13 protein-coding genes are annotated in these 18,577 nt (G+C 72.2%); 4 read left to right on the plus strand and 9 right to left on the minus strand.

What is annotated here, in order from left to right; translation table 11 throughout:
• Window positions 1-28: 28 nt before the first annotated feature.
• Window positions 29-1,027, minus strand: coding sequence for a substrate-binding domain-containing protein (locus OIE67_RS04590; protein ID WP_326636953.1), 999 nt, complete (start codon window positions 1,025-1,027; stop codon window positions 29-31).
• 187 nt (window positions 1,028-1,214) lie between these two features.
• Here OIE67_RS04590 and OIE67_RS04595 point away from each other — a divergent pair, with 187 nt between their 5' ends.
• The 3 genes from OIE67_RS04595 to OIE67_RS04605 all read left to right on the plus strand — a co-directional run bounded on the left by OIE67_RS04595 (window position 1,215) and on the right by OIE67_RS04605 (window position 5,362).
• The gene (locus OIE67_RS04595) at window positions 1,215-1,766 is read left to right on the plus strand and encodes a GNAT family N-acetyltransferase (RefSeq protein ID WP_326636955.1); all 552 of its coding nucleotides are present in this window, start codon (window positions 1,215-1,217) and stop codon (window positions 1,764-1,766) included.
• A 108-nt stretch (window positions 1,767-1,874) separates the two neighbouring features.
• A complete protein-coding gene (locus OIE67_RS04600; protein WP_326645219.1) occupies window positions 1,875-4,091 on the plus strand; it encodes a glycoside hydrolase domain-containing protein in 2,217 nt (738 codons plus the stop codon).
• The gene (locus OIE67_RS04605) at window positions 4,088-5,362 is read left to right on the plus strand and encodes a glycosyltransferase (protein ID WP_326636957.1); all 1,275 of its coding nucleotides are present in this window, start codon (window positions 4,088-4,090) and stop codon (window positions 5,360-5,362) included. The genes OIE67_RS04600 and OIE67_RS04605 overlap by 4 nt, the downstream gene beginning before the upstream one ends.
• A 20-nt stretch (window positions 5,363-5,382) precedes the next feature.
• On the opposite strand, the gene OIE67_RS04610 is transcribed toward OIE67_RS04605, so the two are convergent.
• The 3 genes from OIE67_RS04610 to OIE67_RS04620 all read right to left on the minus strand — a co-directional run bounded on the left by OIE67_RS04610 (window position 5,383) and on the right by OIE67_RS04620 (window position 9,152).
• Window positions 5,383-6,633, minus strand: a complete 1,251-nt coding sequence (locus OIE67_RS04610; RefSeq protein ID WP_326636959.1) for a cobalamin B12-binding domain-containing protein — start codon at window positions 6,631-6,633, stop codon at window positions 5,383-5,385.
• Entirely contained in the window at window positions 6,630-8,390 is a 1,761-nt protein-coding gene (locus OIE67_RS04615) for a PP2C family protein-serine/threonine phosphatase (RefSeq protein WP_326636961.1), read from the minus strand. The genes OIE67_RS04610 and OIE67_RS04615 overlap by 4 nt, the downstream gene beginning before the upstream one ends.
• Before the next feature lie 267 nt (window positions 8,391-8,657).
• A complete protein-coding gene (locus tag OIE67_RS04620; RefSeq protein ID WP_326636964.1) occupies window positions 8,658-9,152 on the minus strand; it encodes a GNAT family N-acetyltransferase in 495 nt (164 codons plus the stop codon).
• A gap of 306 nt (window positions 9,153-9,458) precedes the next feature.
• Here OIE67_RS04620 and OIE67_RS04625 point away from each other — a divergent pair, with 306 nt between their 5' ends.
• Complete coding sequence (locus OIE67_RS04625) at window positions 9,459-12,335, plus strand: AfsR/SARP family transcriptional regulator (RefSeq protein WP_326636965.1); 2,877 nt, start codon at window positions 9,459-9,461, stop codon at window positions 12,333-12,335.
• Between the two features lie 125 nt (window positions 12,336-12,460).
• Here the strand turns inward: OIE67_RS04625 and OIE67_RS04630 are convergent, their stop codons facing one another.
• The 5 genes from OIE67_RS04630 to OIE67_RS04650 form a co-directional block, all read right to left on the minus strand.
• The gene (locus OIE67_RS04630; RefSeq protein WP_326636967.1) at window positions 12,461-13,270 is read right to left on the minus strand and encodes a hypothetical protein; all 810 of its coding nucleotides are present in this window, start codon (window positions 13,268-13,270) and stop codon (window positions 12,461-12,463) included.
• 202 nt (window positions 13,271-13,472) lie between these two features.
• On the minus strand, window positions 13,473-15,818 hold the full coding sequence (locus OIE67_RS04635) for a discoidin domain-containing protein (RefSeq protein WP_326636969.1): 2,346 nt from the start codon (window positions 15,816-15,818) through the stop codon (window positions 13,473-13,475).
• Window positions 15,815-16,888 (minus strand): peptidyl-prolyl cis-trans isomerase, encoded by a 1,074-nt coding sequence (locus OIE67_RS04640; protein ID WP_326636971.1) that lies wholly within the window; start codon window positions 16,886-16,888, stop codon window positions 15,815-15,817. Before OIE67_RS04640 ends, OIE67_RS04635 begins: the two co-directional genes overlap by 4 nt.
• Window positions 16,885-18,390 carry an alpha-L-fucosidase gene (locus OIE67_RS04645; RefSeq protein ID WP_326636973.1) on the minus strand — a complete coding sequence of 502 codons (1,506 nt, stop codon included), beginning with the start codon at window positions 18,388-18,390 and terminating at the stop codon, window positions 16,885-16,887. The genes OIE67_RS04640 and OIE67_RS04645 overlap by 4 nt, the downstream gene beginning before the upstream one ends.
• Complete coding sequence (locus tag OIE67_RS04650; RefSeq protein WP_326636974.1) at window positions 18,387-18,566, minus strand: DUF6903 family protein; 180 nt, start codon at window positions 18,564-18,566, stop codon at window positions 18,387-18,389. Before OIE67_RS04650 ends, OIE67_RS04645 begins: the two co-directional genes overlap by 4 nt.
• Window positions 18,567-18,577 lie beyond the last annotated feature (11 nt).

An 18,577-nucleotide genomic window follows, 5' to 3' on the forward strand; every position in this document is an offset into this window, starting at 1 on the left:
TGCGCCTTCCATCCTTCGTTTTCCGGCCTTACTTGGCGGCCTGGGCGAACTCGCCCGAGCCCGCGTACTCGGCCGCGTTGTCCGTGTCGATCAGCGCCGTGCCCGCGTCGATGTTCGGCTCGACCTGCTCGCCCTTCTGCACCTTGAGCACCGTCTCGACGGCCTTGGAGCCGAGGGAGATGGGGTCGTTGAGCGCGGTGGCCACGTACTGGCCCGAGGGGATCTGCTTGACCGCCTCCATGAGGCCGTCGACCCCGGCGACCAGGACCTTGTCCTTGCCGTTCTCCTTCAGCACCTGGAGCGCGCCGAGGGCCATGTCGTCGTTGTGCGCGTACACGGCGGCGACGTCGGGGTGGACCTGGAGCAGGTCCTGCATCGCGGTGACGGCCTTGGAGCGCACGTAGTCCGAGTACGGCCCCTCGACGATCTTGATCTTGGGGTTGCCCGCCACGGCCTCGTGGAAGCCGGCGCCACGGTCACGCGCGACCGCGCCGCCCGCGTCACCGCGGATCTCGATGACGGTGCCGCCCTTGTCGCCGAGCTGCTCGCTCAGCCGCTTGCCGACGAGCGCGCCCATCGCCTTGTTGTCCCGCCCGACGTGCGCGACCGCACCTTCCGGCACCGGCCGGTCCACGGTCACGACCGGGATCCCGGCCGCCTTGGCCGCGGCGATGCCGGGCTGGACGCCCTTCGGGTCCACCGGGTTGATCAGCAGGACGTCCACCTGGCGGGTGATGAGGTCCTGGATGTCGTTGTTCTGCTTGGTGACGTCGCCGCCCGAGTCGGCGAAATAGAGCGTTCCACCGGCCTTCTCGGCGGCGGCCTCCGCGCCCTCGCGCAGCTGTACGTAGAAGGGGGACTGCTGGGTCGCCTGGCTGAAGCCGATGGCGACGGGACCGTCGTCCTTCTGCCCGGTGGCCCCGGTGGAGCCGCTGGTGGAGCCACCGGGGGAGGTGGACACCGAGCACGCGGTCAAGGCGGTGACCAGGAGCAGGGCAGGAATGGTGAACGACCGGAATGCACTCATGGGGGCCTCCGTATGTGACGTAGGTAACGCACCGTAAGTCGGCTATTAACCTGATCGCAACACTTGAGCCAGATTTTGCTCATATGAGCACGAGTGCGAAGGTTGCCCTGATGAGAGGCGTGCCGCGTGGGTGCCGGGCGGCGTACGTTGTTCCGTACACCTCTATGTCGATCTTTGGAGATGAAGAATGTTCGCAGTGTCCTTGGGGGGCGACGGCGCCGAGCTGCGCCCGCTCGAACCGTGGCAGGCCGAGGAGTTCCTGGCCCACATCGAGCGCGGGCGCGAGTTCATCGGGCGCCACGTCGGGCTGCCCGACCGGGTCCAGGACCTGGAGTCGGCGCGGGCCTTCCTGCGGGAGTACGCGCTCAAGGCGGTGGACGACACCGCGCGCCTGTACGGCATCTGGGCCGAGGCCAAGCTCGTCGGCGGGGTCATCTTCCGCACCATGGACGTCCGGCAGGGCAACGCCGAGGCGGGCTGCTGGCTGGAGCCCTCGGCGGCGGGCAAGGGGCTGGTGACCAGGGCCGTACGCGTGCTCATCGACTGGGCCGTCGAGGAGCGCCGCATCCACCGTGTCGAGTGGGTGGTCTCCTCGGCCAACGAGCCCAGCATCGCCGTGGCCAGGCGGCTCGGCATGACCAGGGACGGGGTGCTGCGCGAGAGCTATCCGCACCGGGGCGTACGGGCGGACATGGAGATCTGGTCGGTGCTCGCGCCCGAGTGGCGGGCCCGCCGCTGACCCGCAGGAAGGCGGACGGAATCGTGGGACAGGATTTCATCTCGGCGAAACCTACGACGAGGTCACGCTGGGTAGAGTCCCCGCATCCTGGACAACGTTGACCCCTTCATCGGCACAGCGGCCACCGACCTGCCACGCGCCCGCGGTCTGGCCGCCACCTGGTGGTGGCCGAAACCGCAGGTGGGAAACACCCACCCGGGCGCCACGTCGCCACTCGGCATGGTGTCGGCCTGCGCCTACTCCGGGGCCTACCCCACCGGCTACGGCCGCTACGCCAAGAACACCGAGGGCGTGCCCGAGGAGATGTACGAGCGGCTGCAGGCGTCCGGCTTCACCCACTTCCAGCAGTCCGGCACCGGCGCGATCCGCAAGTACTACAACTACGTCCGGGTCACCCCGATGGTGCAGGCACTCGACGTGCTCGGCCAGGCGTGGCCGCTGCGCGACGAGGTGGCGGAGGCGGGCTACTACGCGGCCACCCTGGACACCGGGATCCGCTGCGAGCTGACCGTCGGCGCCAAGGTGGCCGTCCACCGCTACACCTTCCCCGAGCACGGCAGCGCCCGCGTCGTCGTCGACCTGTCCTGCGGCGGCCTCGACATCGATCTCGGCCGAACCGTGCCGCTGCGGGCCCAGGTCGAGAGCGCAGGGCACGGCCGGGCCCAGGCCACGGTGGTGATGGAGGGCGTCCCGCTGTCGGTCTGCGTCGACGTCGACAGCCCGGGCTGGCGGCAGATGCTCTGGTACGACCGGCGCCTCATCGACGGCGGCACCCGCCTCGACTTCGACAGCATCCGGCACACCACTCTGCGGCCCTTCGGCCTGCTCTTCATGGGTCCGGCCGCGGCGGGACAGACCATCGAGGTGCGGCTCGGATTCTCGCTGCGCGGATGCGACCAGGCCCGGCGGAACCTGGAACGCGAGTGCGGGTCCGCACAGCCCGCCTTCGACGCCGTACGCGCGCGTACCAGGGCCCGCTGGGCCGACCACCTCGGCCGGGTCCAGGTCGAAGGCGGCACCCCGGCCCGGCGTACCGTGATGGCGACCGCGCTCTACCACGCGCTCGTCAAGCCGTGCTTCGCCGACGACGAGAGCCCGTTCTGGCCGGCCTCGGGGCCGTTCGCGTTCGACGTCTGCACCATGTGGGACATCTACAAGACGCAGCTCCCCCTGCTCGCCGCCATCGCCCCCGGCCGGGCCGCCGACCTGCTCGAATCGCTGATCAGGGTGTGCGAGGAGGAGGGCAACTTCCCCATCGGCTACCGCATGGCCCGCGGCGCAGACAGGTTCTTCCGGCAGGCCAGCGCGCTCGTGCACACCGCGCTGGCCGACGCCCACGCGCTCGGCTGGGAGAGCTTCGACTGGAACTGGGCGCTCGTGCACATGGTCGGCGACCTGCGCCGGATGTACGGCGAGGACTTCTTCGAGCACGGCCTGGTGCACCCGATCACGCACACTCTCGACCTGGCCTACGCCTACCACTGCACGGCGCGGGTCGCCAGAGCGCTCAACGACCGCGGCCTGGCCGACGACCTGGAGGACCGCGGCCGCCGGTGGTCCAACGCCTTCGACCCCGGCACCGGGCTGCTGCGCGACTCGGAGTTCTACGAGGGCGGCAAGTGGAACTACTCCTTCCGCCTGCTGCACGACATGGCGCCGCGGATCGCCCTGGCCGGCGGCGACGAGGCCTTCACCGGCAGGCTCGACCGCTTCTTCGGGTTCGGCGCCCCGCCGGTGCGGCAGCCGGGCCGGCGCCCCCATCCGGCGGAGATGCTGGCCGGCTACGCGCTCAACCGGTTCGAAGGGCTGAACAACGAGCCCGACATGGAGGCGCCGTGGGCCTACCACTACGCGGGCCGGCCCGAGCGCACGGCCCAGGTGGTGCAGGCGGCGCTGACCTGGCAATTCGGCACCGGGCCCGGCGGGCTGCCGGGCAACGACGACTCGGGCGGCCTGAGCTCCTGGTACGTCTGGGCGTCACTGGGGCTCTTCCCCGTCGCCGGGCAGAACCTGTTCCTCGTCAACGCGCCCGCGTTCGACCGGGCCGTGCTCAGGGCCGGTGACAACGAGTTCGTCATCGAGACCAGCGGGCACCGCGAGACGCCGGTCGGCGCCGACGGCCTCGACCGCGACCCGCCGGCCCAGTACGTCCAGGCGGCGACGCTCAACGGCGAACCCCTGCACGCCACCCACCTGAGCGCCACCACGCTGCACCGCGGCGGCCGGCTGCACCTGCGGCTGGGCCCGGAGCCGTCGGCGTGGGGGCGCGCCGTCCGCCCGCCCTCCCTCTCCCATCCGCCCGCGACACCGGAGGAAACGCGATGACCCACCCCCCTCGTCGTCTCGTCATCGTGGTCAGGGCCGATCCGGTCATCTGCGGCCACTCCGGCGAGGCGCGCAATCTCGCCGAGGTGGCCCTCACTCGCGGGTTCACCGACGTACGCCTGCTGACCTGGCCGATCCCCACGCTCCAGGCGGCCGGGTTACCGCTCAAGCCGCTGGACCGGCTGCTGCCGTACAGCGCCGGGATCACCGTGGAGCGGCCGGACGCGGTCGGCGACTACCGGGTCCCGGACGGACGCCACCAGGCCGGGCTCACCGGCCGGCTCGTCGAACTGCTCGCCGAGCCGGTGCCCACGGTCTGCCTGTCCATGTACCTCGCGCCGCACACCGCGGTGGTCGTGGACGCGGTGGCGGCGGCCCGCACGGCCGGGTTCGCGCCCGACGTGCGGACCGTGGCCAAGGCGGTCGGCTCCGACGTGACGAACGTGATCCGGTCGTGCCTGCGGGAGGGCCGGTTCGGGGCGGCGACCGTGCTGTTCACCACGTTCCTGGCCAACGACGAGGTCGTCGCCGTCTCCGAGTACACCCGGCAGGAGATCATCGCCTCCGCCGAGCAGGTGGACGCCCGGTGCGGCACCACGTTCGCCGAGCAGTGCCGGCGCCGCGTCAGTGTCAGCTACCCGCCGATCGACTCCTCCGCCTTCCTCGGCCTGGACCCCGCGCGGATGGACGCCGCGCTCGAACGACGCGGCCTCTCGCGTGACGGATACGTGCTCTTCCTGTCCCGGGTGACCCGGGCCAAGGGCGTCCACGACCTGATCGCCGCCTTCGGCAGGGCGCGCTGCCGGTCGCGGGTCAAACTCGTCGTCGCCGGCACCGGGCCCGCTCTGGATCAGGTACGCGCGCTGGCCGCGGGCGACGAGCGGGTGGTCTTCATGACCGACGTCGACGACCAGGAGAAGGCGCTGCTCATGCGCGGCTGCGCGGCCTACGTCCTGCCGACCAAGCCCGTGCCCGAGTTCGTCGAGACGTTCGGGATCGCGCTGGCCGAGAAGATGCTGGCCGGCGGCGGGCCGATCATCACCACCATGACGGGCGGAACCCTGGAGGCGGTCGGCGACACCGCCGTCATCGTCGCGCCCGAGGACGTCACCGGCCTGGCCGCGGCCCTCGACCGGGTGGTCCTCGACATGTCCCCGGCCGAGCGGGGTGACCTCGAACGGCGCGCCCGTGCCCGCGCGATGCGCTTCGACCGGGCGGCGGTCTTCGACGACCTGTTCCCGCGGCCGCAACCCGCCGTCGAAGTCGCCTGAGCCGCGCCCGTCGAGCCCGGTCATGCGCCGGGCGGCTCGGTGCGGTGGGGGAGACGCAGGGCGGCTTCGGCTCGGGAGAGGGCGTCGAGGGCGTGCGGGAAATCGGCGAGGCGGGCGGCCAGCGACCCCAGGATCGACCGCAGCAGGTGCGGGGGGACGCCACGCGCCTCGTGCGTGTCGGCCATCCAGCGCACGAAGGACGAGAGGATCTCGGGGTCCTCGACGTACAGGGCGGCCCGCAGGAAGTCGACGGTGTGAGCGACCTCGTCGGCTGTCTGCTCGAACCACCGCCCGTCCCGCTGCTCCGCCGGCTGCGGGGCCCGCTGTTCGGTCTGCCGCTCGTTCCGGGACGCGGTTTCCGGAAGCCGCTGGGTCAGGTCGTCCAGCACGGCCCGTACGAGGTCGGCGGCGGATCGGGTCACGTGGCGGTACTCGCGGCCGTCCAGGCGCGGCAGGTCGTCCTGGGCCTGATCGGAACGGCGGGGCAGCGGCCCGGCGGCCAGAAGGTCGGCCGCGGCCCGCGCGTCGGGCGCCCAGGCGTCGGCCCCGAGCAGGCGGGCGTAGCGGCCGTCCACCCCGAACGCGGGTCCTCCGGCCAGCACCGGCATGCCCGCCGCCCGGCACGCGGTGATCGCCGTGTGCGCGGCGGGCAGCCGGACGGCCAGCGAACTGGACAGGGCCACCGCGTCGGGGTTCGTCCGGTGCAGGTGCGCGACCAGTTGCGGCGTGGACACCTGCGCCCCCAGGTAGTCCACGTCCCATCCCCGCGCCCGCAGCACCTCGGTCAGCAGCCGGGCGGGGAAGGCGTGCCACTCACCGTCGATGCACGCCACCGTCACCCGCCCCAGCCCCGCCGCCCCACCCCGCCCGGCACCCCGCCCGGCACCCCGCCCGGCACCCCGTTCGGCGTCACGACCGTTGGCGCGGGCGCCGGCGCGTGCGACGCCGCGACCAGGAGTGTGGCCGGCGGTCTGGTCGGCGCTCTGGTCGGCGATGCGTTCCGTGGTGCGTTCCGTGGTGCGGTCGGCGAGGGCGGTGAGCACGCGTTCGTTGACGGCGGTCGTGGTGTGCTCCTGGGCCACCGTGATCCGGTTGGCCGCCCACTCGTGGCCGACGCGCGACTGCACCGCCGCGACGATGTCCAGCAGCAACGTCTCCATGGGGACGCCGGCGTCGAGGGCGGCCATCGCCACGCCGGTGGCGGCGTACTCGTCGCCGGCCGTCGCCGCCGCCCACAACGCCTCGGCGCGCTCCTCGATGTCGTGCCTCACCGCGTTCCTCCCGTCGGCGTGCCCTGAGCGGGCGTCCCATGCACGGGCGTCCCCTGAGCAGGCACCCCCTGAGCGGGCGTGCCCTGCGAGGACGCCCCCTGCGCCGATGTGTCCTGGGCCGGCCCGTTCGGCGGGGAGTCGCGTGGGGCGGTGATGGCGACGACGGCCATGTCGTCGTGCTCGCCCCCGCGGACCCACTGGGAGGCCAGCATCTGGACCCGTTCCGCCAGCGCCTCCGGCGGCATGCCCGCGCACATGAGCAACTGCTCGCACAACCGTTCCTCGCCGAAGAACTCCTGGCCGAGCGGGCCGCCCCTGGCCTCGATGATGCCGTCGCTGTAGAGCAGGCACGTCTCTCCGGGCTCCAGCACGACGGGCGTGGTGACGCTGGAGACCTCCTCGATCGCGCCGATCAGCGTGCCTTCGGCGGGCACCGTCTCGACGCGGCCGTCGTTCCTGATGATCAGCGGTGGCGGATGGCCGGCGCTGGTCACCCGCAGCGAGACGCGCCGGCCGTGTCGCTCGAACGAGACCAGGACGAGAGTGACGTAACGGGTCGGATCGCCATCGTTGACCAGCACGCTGTTCAGCCGCTCCAGCACGCACCGGTGATCGTCGGCCAGGGGCAGCAGCGCGCGCAGGGTGTTACGGATGCGCCCGGTGAGCACGGCGGCCTCCAGCCCCTTGCCGGCCACGTCCCCGAGCACCACCAGCGACTCGCCGCCCGTGCCGGCGACGGCGTGCACGTCGTAGAAGTCGCCCCCGACCCGCTCGGCCGGCCCCGCGGGCCGGTAGAGCGCCGCCAGCTCCACCCCCTGCAGCCGGGGGGTCGGCGGTGGCAGCAGCTCGGCCATGAGGACCTCGGTGATGGTCACCTGCTCGGTGTAGAGGCGGGCGGCCGAGATCGCCGACCCGGCCAGCGCGGTGAACAGCCGCAGGAACACCTGCTCCCCGGCCTCGAACGCGGCCGGGCGTCCGTGGCGCAGCAGCACGAGCGCGCCCACGGGCAGCCCGTGCCCGGGCAGCGTGGTCACCGCCACGGACGTCACTCCATCGGGCCGGTGTTCATCGGGCCGGTGTTCATCGGGCTGGTGTTCATCGGGCCGGTGGGGGAGCAGCCACGCGGGCAGCTCGGCCGGGTCGATCCAGTGCACGGGCGCCGGCGGAAGGGACTGCAGGGCCTCGGCGAGCCCCGGCATCGTCCGCGGATCGACGCTCACGCTTTCGCGCAGCACGCCGCGATCCGGCTCGTACCAGGTGAGCAGCTGTTTACGACCGGACACCGGCAGCACGACCAACGCGACGTCGGCCAGGTACCGGACGGACAGCCGGGCGACGGAGTCCAGGCAGCGATCGAGGTTCAGCGACGGCAGCAGCTCGTTGGCGGCCTCCACCATGCACGCGGCCCACTCCCGCTCACCCCGCCGTGTCCCGGTCTCCGCGGCGGACACGGCCCGTTCGCGCTCGGCCTGTCGCGCCGCGGCCTCCGCTCGCTGCTCGGTGACGTCCACGAGCCACCAGACGATCCGGCCGCCGCCGGAGTGGACGGGGTGGGCCTGGAAGGTGCGTTCGCCGATCTCGCCCTCGACCGCGCCGTGCCCGTCGTGGGCGCGGGTGAGCCAGCCGGGTGCGGTCCGCGGCGTCCGGTCGCCGTCGGCCGTGCTGGAGAGCAGCAGCCGGGCAGCCTCGTTCGCCTGCGCGACGACGCCCGTGGCGTCGATCGTCAGCATGGGGTACGGCGAGTCCTCCCACATCATCCGGCCCCTGCTCTGCCCCCGACGGATCTGTGTAGTCGCCACATTGCAAGCGGTTGGTCATCGCTTGTCGCTCCGTTGCGCATCTTTGCCGTCCCATTCTGGACGTGGGGGTCCTGGCGGCCGGGCCGCCCGCACGCATACCCCCGGCATACCACCGCCGGATACGGTCTCCCACCAGGTGATCGGCACGGGGCGCGCCGTTCCCTGAAGGATGGATGGCGGCTCTCCTCCGAGGGGGAGGAGAGCCGCCATCACAGCGAGGTGGTGTTACCGGACGCTGCGGTACTCGGCGGTCGCCGCGTCACCGCCGGTGCGACGGAGGCCGGCCTTCTCCAGTACGCGGACAGAGGCGGGGTTGGCCAGTTCGACCGTGGCCCGGACGACGGAGACCTCCGGTGCGGTCAGGGCGAACTCGACCAGCGCCCGGGTGGCCTCCGGCGCGTAGCCGAGGCCGCGCCGCGAGGGCACGACCCCGTACCCGAGCTCCACGACACCGTCGCTCGGCGGCCAGAACAGGCCGATGGAGCCGACCACCAGCCCGCTCTCGCGCTCGACGATCTGGCGGTGGCCGTAGGCGCCGAGCAGGTCCGGCCGCCCGTCGATGACGCCCGCGATCACGCGGTCGCCCTCGGCGGGGAAGTCGTCCGCCCAGCCGGCGGAGCGGCTGCCGTCGAGGACGGCGGTGAGGTCACCGGCGGGCCACGGACGCAGCACGAGGCGGTCAGTGGTCAGATCTGCACCGGTCAGGAAATATGTGGACACGTGACACTCCTGGTCGTTGTCGAATGACGACCGGGACGCGGCAGGCGAGCCGCTTCTCAGACTCGCGCGACCCGGTCAAGGGCATGCCGGTGAAGCTCTCGGCGAGCCATATTCATCGACCTCCCTTGCCGGCGCGGTCACGTGCCGAAGCACACGCTACCGCACGAGCGACGCCCGCCCGGCGGCCGGCCGGATCCTCCGAAGCCGGACGAACGTCACCTTCACCGCAGGCGGATACCCGAGTGAGCAGGTCACGATTCGGTGGAATCGATACCGATCATCACGCTCACCTGCTTGCCTTTGCCGGTGAGCGAACCCGAGCTGTGGCTGTCGGTGCTGGGCCCTGTGCGCGCCCGCCGGAACGGGGCCGAGATCGACCTCGGCTCGCCCCAGCAACGGCTGGTCCTGGCGGCGCTGCTGCTGGCCCGTGGCCGGGTGGTCGGCCATGACCTGCTGCTCGACGCCGTCTGGGGCGACCGGCGGCCCCGTACCGCCCTCAGCACCCTGCGGACCTACGTCTCCCGCCTGCGCGCCGCGCTCGGCGCCGGCGCGATCGTCTCCGCCGGGCACGGGTACGCCCTCGGCTCCGGCCCGTCCGATGGCCCGTCCGATGGCCCGTCCGACAGCACGTCCGACCTGGCCGCGATGGAGCGGCTGGCGCAGGAGGGCAGGTACGGCGAGGCCCTGGCGCTCTGGCAGGGCGAGCCGCTGGCCGGCCTGGAGGGCGCCTACGCGCAGGCGCAGCGGGCGCATCTGGCCGAGCGCCGGCTCACCCTGCTGGAGCGCAGGATCTGCGAGGACGTCGAGCAGGGCCGGCACGCCGAGGCCGTCGCCGAGCTGACCCCGCTCTGCGCCGAGCACCCCACCAGGGAACGGCTGGCCGGCCTGCTGATGCTGGCCCTGTACCGCTCGGGCAGGCAGGCGGAGGCGATCGGGGTGTTCACCGACACCCGCGAGCTGCTGGCCGGGGAGCTCGGCCTCGACCCGTCCGCCGACCTGGTCCGGCTGCATCAGCGGATCATCACCGCGGATCCGAGCCTCGGAGCGGGGCCGCAGGAGGACCGGGCGGCCTCGACCCCGGTGCCGCGCCAGCTGCCCGCCGACACCGCCGACTTCACCGGCAGGCGGGCGCACATCGAGCAGGTGACGCGGACCCTGCTCCCCGCCGACGGCTCCGCGCTGGTCGTCGCGGCCGTGGCGGGCGCGGGCGGCATGGGCAAGACCGCGCTGGCCGTGCACGTGGCGCACCGGCTGGCCGACGCCTATCCCGACGGCCGGCTCTTCGTGGACCTCCAGGGCGCGGGGCCGCGTCCGCTGGCGCCCGAGGCGGTGCTGGGCGCGTTTCTGCGCGCGCTCGGCGTGGACGCCGCGTCGCTGCCCGACGACGCCGGCGAGCGGGCCGCGCTCTACCGTTCGATCCTGGCCGAGCGGCGGGTGCTGGTGGTGCTGGACAACGCGGCCGGCACGGTCCAGGTACGCCCGCTGCTGCCCGGCGCGGCCGGCTGCGCGGTGCTGGTGACCAGCAGGGCCAGGCTGACCGGCCTGGCCGGCGCCCACCACGTCGACCTGGACGTCATGCCCCCGGACGAGGCGATGGAGCTGCTGGTCAAGGTGGTCGGCGAGCCCAGGGTGGCGGCGGAGCGCGAGGCCGCGTACGACCTGATGCGGGCCTGCGGGCACCTGCCGCTGGCGATCAGGATCGTGGCCGCGCGGCTCGCGGCGCGGCCGGGCTGGAGCCTGGCCAGGATGCGCGACCGGATGGCCGACGAACGCCGCCGGCTGGCCGAGCTGCGGGTGGACGATCTGGCCGTCGAGGCCACGTTCGCGCTCGGGTACGACCAGCTCGACGAGGCGCACGCGTCCGCGTTCCGGCTGCTGGCCGCGCCGAACGGGCCCGACCTGCCGCTGGCGATGGCGGCGGCCGTGCTCGGCATGGACGAGGCGGAGGCCGAGGAGCTCTGCGAGGCCCTGGTGAACGTGAGCCTGCTGGAGTCGCCCGCCCCCGGCCGCTACCGCCACCACGACCTGCTCAAGATCTTCGCCCGCTGCCGGCTGGACGAGGAGTCGCGGCGGGCGGCGCTGGACCGGATGCTCGGCTACTTCCTCACCGCCATGGCGGAGATCTTCGGCATGATGTACCCCGGCGCGCCCCTGCTCGACACGGTCAGGCTGACCGGCGCGGGCCCGGCGTTCGCGGACCTGGAGGCGGGCCTCGAATGGGGGACGGCCGAGGAGTACGGCATGCTCTGCTGCGTGAACCAGGTCGCCGAGACACCGGGATCGGCGCTGTACGACGCCGTCTCCCTGATCGACATGATGACCGACGTCTTCGACTTCGAGTCCGACACGAGCGGCTACGAGCAGGTCGTGGGCCGGATCATCGAGGCGGCGGCCGCCCGCGGCGACCTGGCCGCCGAGGTGTACGCCCGGCGCAAGCGCGGCGAGATCCTGCACGCCCGCCGGGCGATCGAGGCGGCGGTCGAGGAGGGCATGGCCGTCCGCGTGGCCGGCCGGGCCGGTGGGCTGGCCCTGCACCACGCCTACGCGGTCAACCTGCTGGCCATGATCGCGCACGAGCGGCGGGCGTACGACGAGGCGGCCGCGATGTACAACGAGTCGATCGAGGTCTGGCGCTCGCTCGGCCACCGCTCGGAAGAGGCCGTCGTGCTCGGCAACCTGGCGCTCGTGCTGGCCGAGGCCGGCTCCGGCGCGGAGGCGGTGCGGGTCGCGGAGACGGCCGTGGGCATCTCGCGCGACCTGGGGGCGGGCCGGCCGCATCCGCAGATCGTCTACCAGCTTGCCGTGGCCCTCGGCGCGGCCGGCCGGCCGGATGAGGCGCTGGCCCGGTTCGAGGAGTGCCTCGCGGAGTTCCGCCGGCTCAAGCAGCACACCTGGGTGGGGCTGGCGCTGCGCCGGATCGCCGAGATCCACCTCCGCACGGGCCGGGCTGACAGCGCTGTCGAACGTGCTGAGGAGGCGCTGGCGATTCTGTCGGAGGTGGCTCAGGTGTGGGCGCGGGGCAGGGTGCTCGCCCTGCTCGGCCGGGCGCTCATTCAGCTGGGCCGCGCCGCGAGGGGCCGGGCCTGCCTGTCGGAGGCGCTGGAGATCCTGGAGCGCCAGCGCCTCCCCGACGCGGACGACGTGCGCGCCCTGCTGGCCGAACTCCCGTCCCCGGGCGCCTGATCCTGGGGTAGCCGATCCCCGGACACCCGATCCCCGAGCGCCCGATCCCCGAGCGCCCGATCCATAGGCGGCTGATCCTCGGGCGGTGATCCCAGGGTTCGGTCGCCCGGCTGCCGGTCGGGTGGCTACTCTTCCTTGTCGGCCAGCTCGCCGCAGGTGAAGCCCTTCTCCCGCTCCGGGTCGAGCTGGATGTCGGAGAGGTTGGTCGTCTCGATCGGGCGGCGCATGGTCTCCAGCTTGTCGCAGTCGAAGAAGACGTACGTGCCCTCGCTCTCGCCCAGCAGCATCATCCAGCGGCCGTCGTAGAGCGGCTTGTCGTCCTCCGCGTTCTTGATCACCGTCCACTGGTCCTGGAAGCCGACGTAGCCGAGCAGCTCGTTGGCCTGGCCGGTCTCCTGGACCTCGACCGCGCCCTGAACCATCGCGAGGATCAGCAGGAAGCCCAGCCCGACACCGGTGAGGGCGCCGACGAGGACCTTCGTGGCGGCGCGGCCGACGGGCTTTCTGCGTAGCAGCCGGAACGGCACCACGAACGCGGCCACGCCGAGCCCGCCCGCGATGAGCACCATGACGGCGAGGTTGAGGTCGCCGACGAGGTTGAACAGACCCCAGTAGGTGGCGCCGCACCACAGGGCCGCGACCAGCGCGGCGATCCACGGCCGCCGTCTGATGCCGGTGATCATCTTGCTGAGCAGGCCGAAGGTGACCTTGTCGGCGAGCCAGCAGAGCCCGACGACGAGGCCGATCGTGGGCAGCAGGATCAGCAGCATCAGGATCAGAGTGCCCATCAGCCGGCCCAGGAGCACGGACTGGTCGATGCCCGCCTGCTGGGGGGTGATGCCGAAGATGCCGTACATCTGCTCGACCCCGAGGTAGAGCACCGCGTAGAGCGTCACGCCGATGGGGACGATGACCGAGCTGATGCTCTCCAGCACTCCGAGAACGCTGCTGCTGCCCTCTTCCTCGGCAGAGGTGTCGGACGCGGGAGGCTGGGGTATATCGGTGCGGTCATGAACCGCGACCTGGTGATGGGACATGGCGCTCGAAGATAGACCTTTCACATATACGACTTGTTGACGAAAGGTAAACGGGTGGACACCATAGCGCCCACCCGTTCCTTTGCCTTGCGCCGGGGCTCTACGCGCCGGCGCGGTGCACGGCGATCTCCGTGAGGGTCGGGCTGTAGACCTCCGACGGCAGCAGCCCGGTGAGCGCCACCCGCAGCTTCGCGGTGGTGACGTCGCCGAAACCGGTCACCGACCGGTCGTGGCCGACGCCGTCCGAGCCGCTCGCGAAGGTGACCCAGGCGCCGCTTCCGGCGTCCCATCGTTGCAGGTCGAAGGTCCGCACCCGCGGGTTGGTGCCCGAGTCGGTGTACTCGTCGAGATACACCTCGTCGAACGTCGTGTCCGCGCCGAAGTCGACGTCCAGGGTGATCGGGTACGCCGCGTCGTCGGCCGCCGCCCAGCGGGTCGCCGGGTCGCCGTCGGTCAGGTTCGCGGCCACCAGGGTGCCGTTCGCGCCGGGATGGGTCGAGCTCGCGGTGACCGGCTTGCCCAGGGCGAGGTTGGGACGGCCGCCCTGCTCGTCCTCGATGGGGTGCTCGTCGACCGGATTGCTCACCTTCCTGCCGATCCGGCTCTCCGCCATGCCGATGTCGGGCGCGTCCCCGTAGTAGATGTGGGTGCCGAGGAAGTCCTCGGTGCCGAGGTGGGAGTTGTAGCGGCCGGCGTCGATGAGCGGGGAGTCCTTGCGCAGCTTGAAGTGGGCCGCCGCGGTGCGGATACGGTCCACGCCCGCCCCCGTCACGTACTTCGCCGGGTCGCCGGCGAACTTCGGATCGGCGCGTACGCCCGCCTTGTCGGCCGGCTCCTGGGTGGAGTGCGTGCCGCCGGCCTCGTAGAAGGCGTTGTTGGAGAAGACCGCCTGGCGCAGGGCGCCGGTGCGGCGGTACCAGGGCGTCGACTCGGACTCAGAGGTGTTGTAGAAGATGTTGTTCAGGAAGTAGACCCGGCTCAGGAACGTCTCGTCGTGGACGTAGTCCAGGTCGGCGCCGTCGTACACGAAGGTGTTGTTCGTGAAGTACGTCGGCGTGTAGTTCGTCGAGAGCATGTTCTTCACGAGCACGCCGTTGTCGTTGACGCTCAGGTTGTAGCGGGCGACCGAGTTCGAGCTGTTGCCCATGTAGGCCATCCAGCCCGCCGCGTTGTCGTGCGAGTAGTTGAACTGGTAGGTGACGTTGAAGTTGGTGTACTCCAGGTCCCAGGGGGTGCCGTCGTACTCGTTGTCGGGGCCGCCGTACACCTCGTTGAACTGCATCACCGAGTCGGCGCCGGCCCAGAGGTAGAGCCCGCACGAGACCGCGTCGTAGCGCTGCAGGAACCCGTTGACCTCGTTGTACTCGGCCGTCATGTTCTTGCTGTTGGCGAACTGGAACGCGCCCTGGCCGATGCTCTCGGCGTAGTTGTGGCTGATGGAGACGTCCCGGCTGTACAGGTCGCGAGTGCGCACCCAGAGCTGCTCCCAGCCCTCGTGGAACTTGCCGGCCTCGTCGTACTCGCCGGCGTCCTGGCCGTCGGCGGCGAACCAGTTGAACGCGAACTGCACCGCGTGCAGCTCGACGTTCTCGAACGTGTTGTCCTCGATCTTGACGTCCTTGAAGTGATGGCCGCCGGTGCCGTACTCCTTGTAGCTCTTGGCGCCGAAGACCTGGAAGTTGACGCCGCCGTAGTGGATCTTCTGCCAGGTGCTGGGGCCGTCGAGGTCGTGGACGTACACGTCGGTGATGCGGAAGTGGTCCATGACGCTGTCCGCGCCGGCCGGGAGGAGGTCGGCGTTGATGGAGACCGCGATGCCGTCCCTGACGTACGTGCCGGTGGTGATGTTCGTGGCGAAGTCGTCGTCGTTGGACAGCTCGACGTGGTCGATCTCGAAGTACTGCTGGTTGCGCAGCACGATGGCGCCGGTCAGGCCGACCGTCTCCGGGTTCTTCGTGCCGTCCGCCTTGAACGGGTTCGGCACCTTGCCGTTCGCCGCGATGTACGGGCGGCGGGCGCGCGGGTCGCCGTACGCCGAGATGGTGATCGGCTTGCCCGCCCGGCCGGAGCCCTTGGGCCACAGCTGCTCGTCGTGCCACTCCTCGCCGGCCTTGAGCAGGATGCGGTCGCCGGGCCGGAACGTCGTCGCGCTCGCCTTGGCCAGGGTGCGCCAGGCGGTCTTGCGCGAGGTGCCGGCCGCCTCGTCGCGGCCGTTCGTGGCGTCGATGTAGTAGTCCGTGCCGCCGGTCCTGTTCGGGGTGTTGCCCGGCAGCGCGCGCTCGGTGGCGGGGGAGGGGCGGCCGGGCGCCTGCGCGGCCGAGGCGGCCGCGGGGGCGAGCGAGCCCGCGACGAGCGTGGCGAGCAGGGCGGTCAGGCCCGCGCGCAGCGCCCGCGCCACAGGCCGGCGGCGGGCCGGCTCGGGGGGTGCGGTACCGACAGGTTTCACTGTTGCACATCCTCTGCGTTGATGGCGTCCACCGCCGCCGCGTCGATCTCGACGTCGCCGGCGTCGACGCGACGGCGGATGAACTGGTCGAACTTCTCCTCGACGAGCGACTGCCTGATCCGCCGGGCGTACTCGGCGAACGCCGCGTCCTCGTCGACGGTCTTGCCGGTGAGCTCGTAGTAGGTGATCTGGCCGGCGCCGGTGACCGGGGCGGAGATCTGGCCCGGATCGAGGGCGCCGAGCACCGCCATGAGGTCCTGGTCGTGCACGGCCGAGCCGCCGCCGCGCCGGGTGTCGGTGCTGAGCTCGGCGCCGGGCTCGCGCTCGGCGACCCGCGCCAGCCGGTCCGCGGCGGCCACCCGCCGCCGCAGCTTCTCCGCGTAGTCGCCCGCGGCTCCTTCCGGCACCGGGACGACGAGCTTGGCGTACGTGTACGTGGTCGCGTTGGCGCTCCACGCGTCCCTGTCCTGCTCGAACGCCTTCCTGACCTCGGCGTCGGTGACGTGCAGCGGCCCGTCCCGGTTCGCACTGAGCCGTTGCTTCAGCGTCGTGGCCAGCTCGGTGAGCCGGTGCGAGTAGAACTCCTCGGGGGAGAACTCCGCCAGGCCGTACACGACCTCGCCCTTGGCGATGGCGGCGGAGCGGCGCTCGTTCTCGGCGGCCAGTTCGGCCAGGAAACCCGCGTGGTCGGCGGCCGCGGGCAGGCCCTGCTCCCCGGCCAGGGCGAGCACCGCCCGGTCCCGCTCGATCTGGTCGAGCGCGCGGGCGGCGAGCCGCTGGAGCGCGGTGCGGTCGCCGGCCTTCGCGTTCCAGTCGGCCGGGCTCTGGAGGTGGTACGTGTTCCGTAACTCGTTCTGCACTCTGGGGGCGAGCCTGCGCATGTGGAAGAGCAGCTCGTCCCGGGTCACCGGCCGGCCGTCGATGGCGGCGACCTGGTCGGTGCGCTGGGCCAGCACGACCACGCCGGTGACCAGGAGGGCGGCGAGCACGGCCAGCACACCCGCCACGACCAGCACCCGCCGCGACGGACGGCCGCTCGATGGGCGGGCTTTCGTCGATGCGACCTTCATGAGGTGGCCGTTCCTGGGGTGGCCGTCCCGATGACGGCGATTCGGGCGATGACGGGTGTGTCCCTGGTGCGGGTGATCTCGACCCGCACGGCGTCCACCTCCGCCGGCGAGAAGGTGAGGATGCGCTGGTGGCCCACCGCGTTCGCTTCGGCCAGCGTCGTCCACCGGCCGTCCGCCCGACCTCGCACGACCACGTGCTCGACGCGCTGCCCCTCAGCGATGTCCTCGCCCACGACGACCGCCTCGACCGGTCGCGTCCGGTCGAAGGAGAGCGTGAGTCCGGGGCGGGGGTCGGCGGCGTCCGGCCGCCACGGCGTCCGCGCTCCGGCGGGCCGTCGTCCGGCGTCGTCCGCCCCGCCCGGAGCCTGCTTCCCCCCGGGCCAGGCGGTCGTGACGTCGCCGGGGCTGCCGGACGTCACCGTCACGGACGCCTCGACGCGCCGGGCGCGGAAGTCCTCGATCCGCCGGCCCAGCTCAGCCAGCACCGCCACGTCGGCCGCGCGCACCAGCCCGTCGCGGGCCGGCGGGACGTTGAGCAGGAAACACGCGTTGCCGCCGACGGAACGCAGGTAGATCTCGAACAGCTCGTCGGCGGAGCGGACCCGGCCGTCCTCGGCCGGATGGTGGAACCACCCGGGGCGGATCGAGGTGTTCACCTCGGCCGGATACCAGACCAGGTCGTCCTCGTGCCCCGCCAGGGCGGCCCGGCTGCCCAGGTCGCGCTCGTCGCTGCGGACGAGCCGGGCGAACGCGCCGTCGTCCGCCTGCTGCGAGCGGTCCGCGATCCTTTCGGCGTCCTGCAACGCGCGCGGGACCACGCTCCACTCGTCGGGGCGGGTCGCGCCGGCCTCGTTGCCGCACCAGCGCACGTCCGGGCCGCACACGTTGATGACCGCGTCCGGCTGCAGGTCGCGGACCACCGCGTAGTAGCGCTCCCAGTCGTAGACCTGCCGTCTGCCGTTCGGGCCCTCGCCGTTCGCGCCGTCCAGCCACACCGTGAACACCGGCCCGTAGCGGGTCAGCAGCTCGGTGAGCTGGGCGACGTAGAAGTCGTCGTACGCGCCCCCGGCTCCGTACGACGCCTCTGTGCGGTCCCACGGCGACAGGTAGACCCCGAACTTCAGCCCGTGCCGCCGCGCCGCCCGCGCGACCTCGTCCACCACGTCGCCCCGGCCGCCCCGCCACGGCGACGACGCCACCGTGTACGACGTGACGTCGCTCGGCCACAGGCAGAACCCGTCGTGGTGCTTGCAGGTCAGGATCACCCCGGTCATCCCGGCCGCCTTGAGCGCCCTGACCCACTGGTCGGCGTCCAGATCGGCCGGGTCGAAGCCGGCCGGGTCGTCGTGCCCCTCGCCCCACTCCCGGTCGGTCATCGTGTTCATGCCGAAGTGGACGAACCCGTAGAACTCCATCTCCTGCCAGGCGAGCTGACGGGCACTCGGCCGGACCGAGGCCAGCTCCGGGGCCGGCTCCGGGGTCGATTCCGGGATCGCTGTCACCGGAACCGCCGGTTGTAGGAGGCCAGCACGCCCAGCAGCACCGCCAGCGCGACCAGCATGATCGCCAGGCTGCCCCACCCGACGGTGGTACGGGCGACGACGACCGCCGCCACGCAGGCCGCCGCGATGATCGTCCGGGCGGTGACGAGCAGCACGCCGCGCGTCGAATCCTTCATGAGTGTCTCCT

It is taken from the genome of Nonomuraea fuscirosea (assembly GCF_035917475.1).
In the GTDB taxonomy this organism is placed as follows: domain Bacteria; phylum Actinomycetota; class Actinomycetes; order Streptosporangiales; family Streptosporangiaceae; genus Nonomuraea; species Nonomuraea fuscirosea.

Coding starts and splice junctions, on each gene's coding strand:
- OIE67_RS04605 (WP_326636957.1), top strand. CDS start 4,088: ATGACCCACCCCCCTCGTCGTCTCGTCATCGTGGTCAGGGCCGATCCG.
- OIE67_RS04615 (WP_326636961.1), bottom strand. CDS start 8,390: ATGATGTGGGAGGACTCGCCGTACCCCATGCTGACGATCGACGCCACG.
- OIE67_RS04640 (WP_326636971.1), bottom strand. CDS start 16,888: ATGAAGGTCGCATCGACGAAAGCCCGCCCATCGAGCGGCCGTCCGTCG.
- OIE67_RS04650 (WP_326636974.1), bottom strand. CDS start 18,566: ATGAAGGATTCGACGCGCGGCGTGCTGCTCGTCACCGCCCGGACGATC.
- OIE67_RS04590 (WP_326636953.1), bottom strand. CDS start 1,027: ATGAGTGCATTCCGGTCGTTCACCATTCCTGCCCTGCTCCTGGTCACC.
- OIE67_RS04595 (WP_326636955.1), top strand. CDS start 1,215: ATGTTCGCAGTGTCCTTGGGGGGCGACGGCGCCGAGCTGCGCCCGCTC.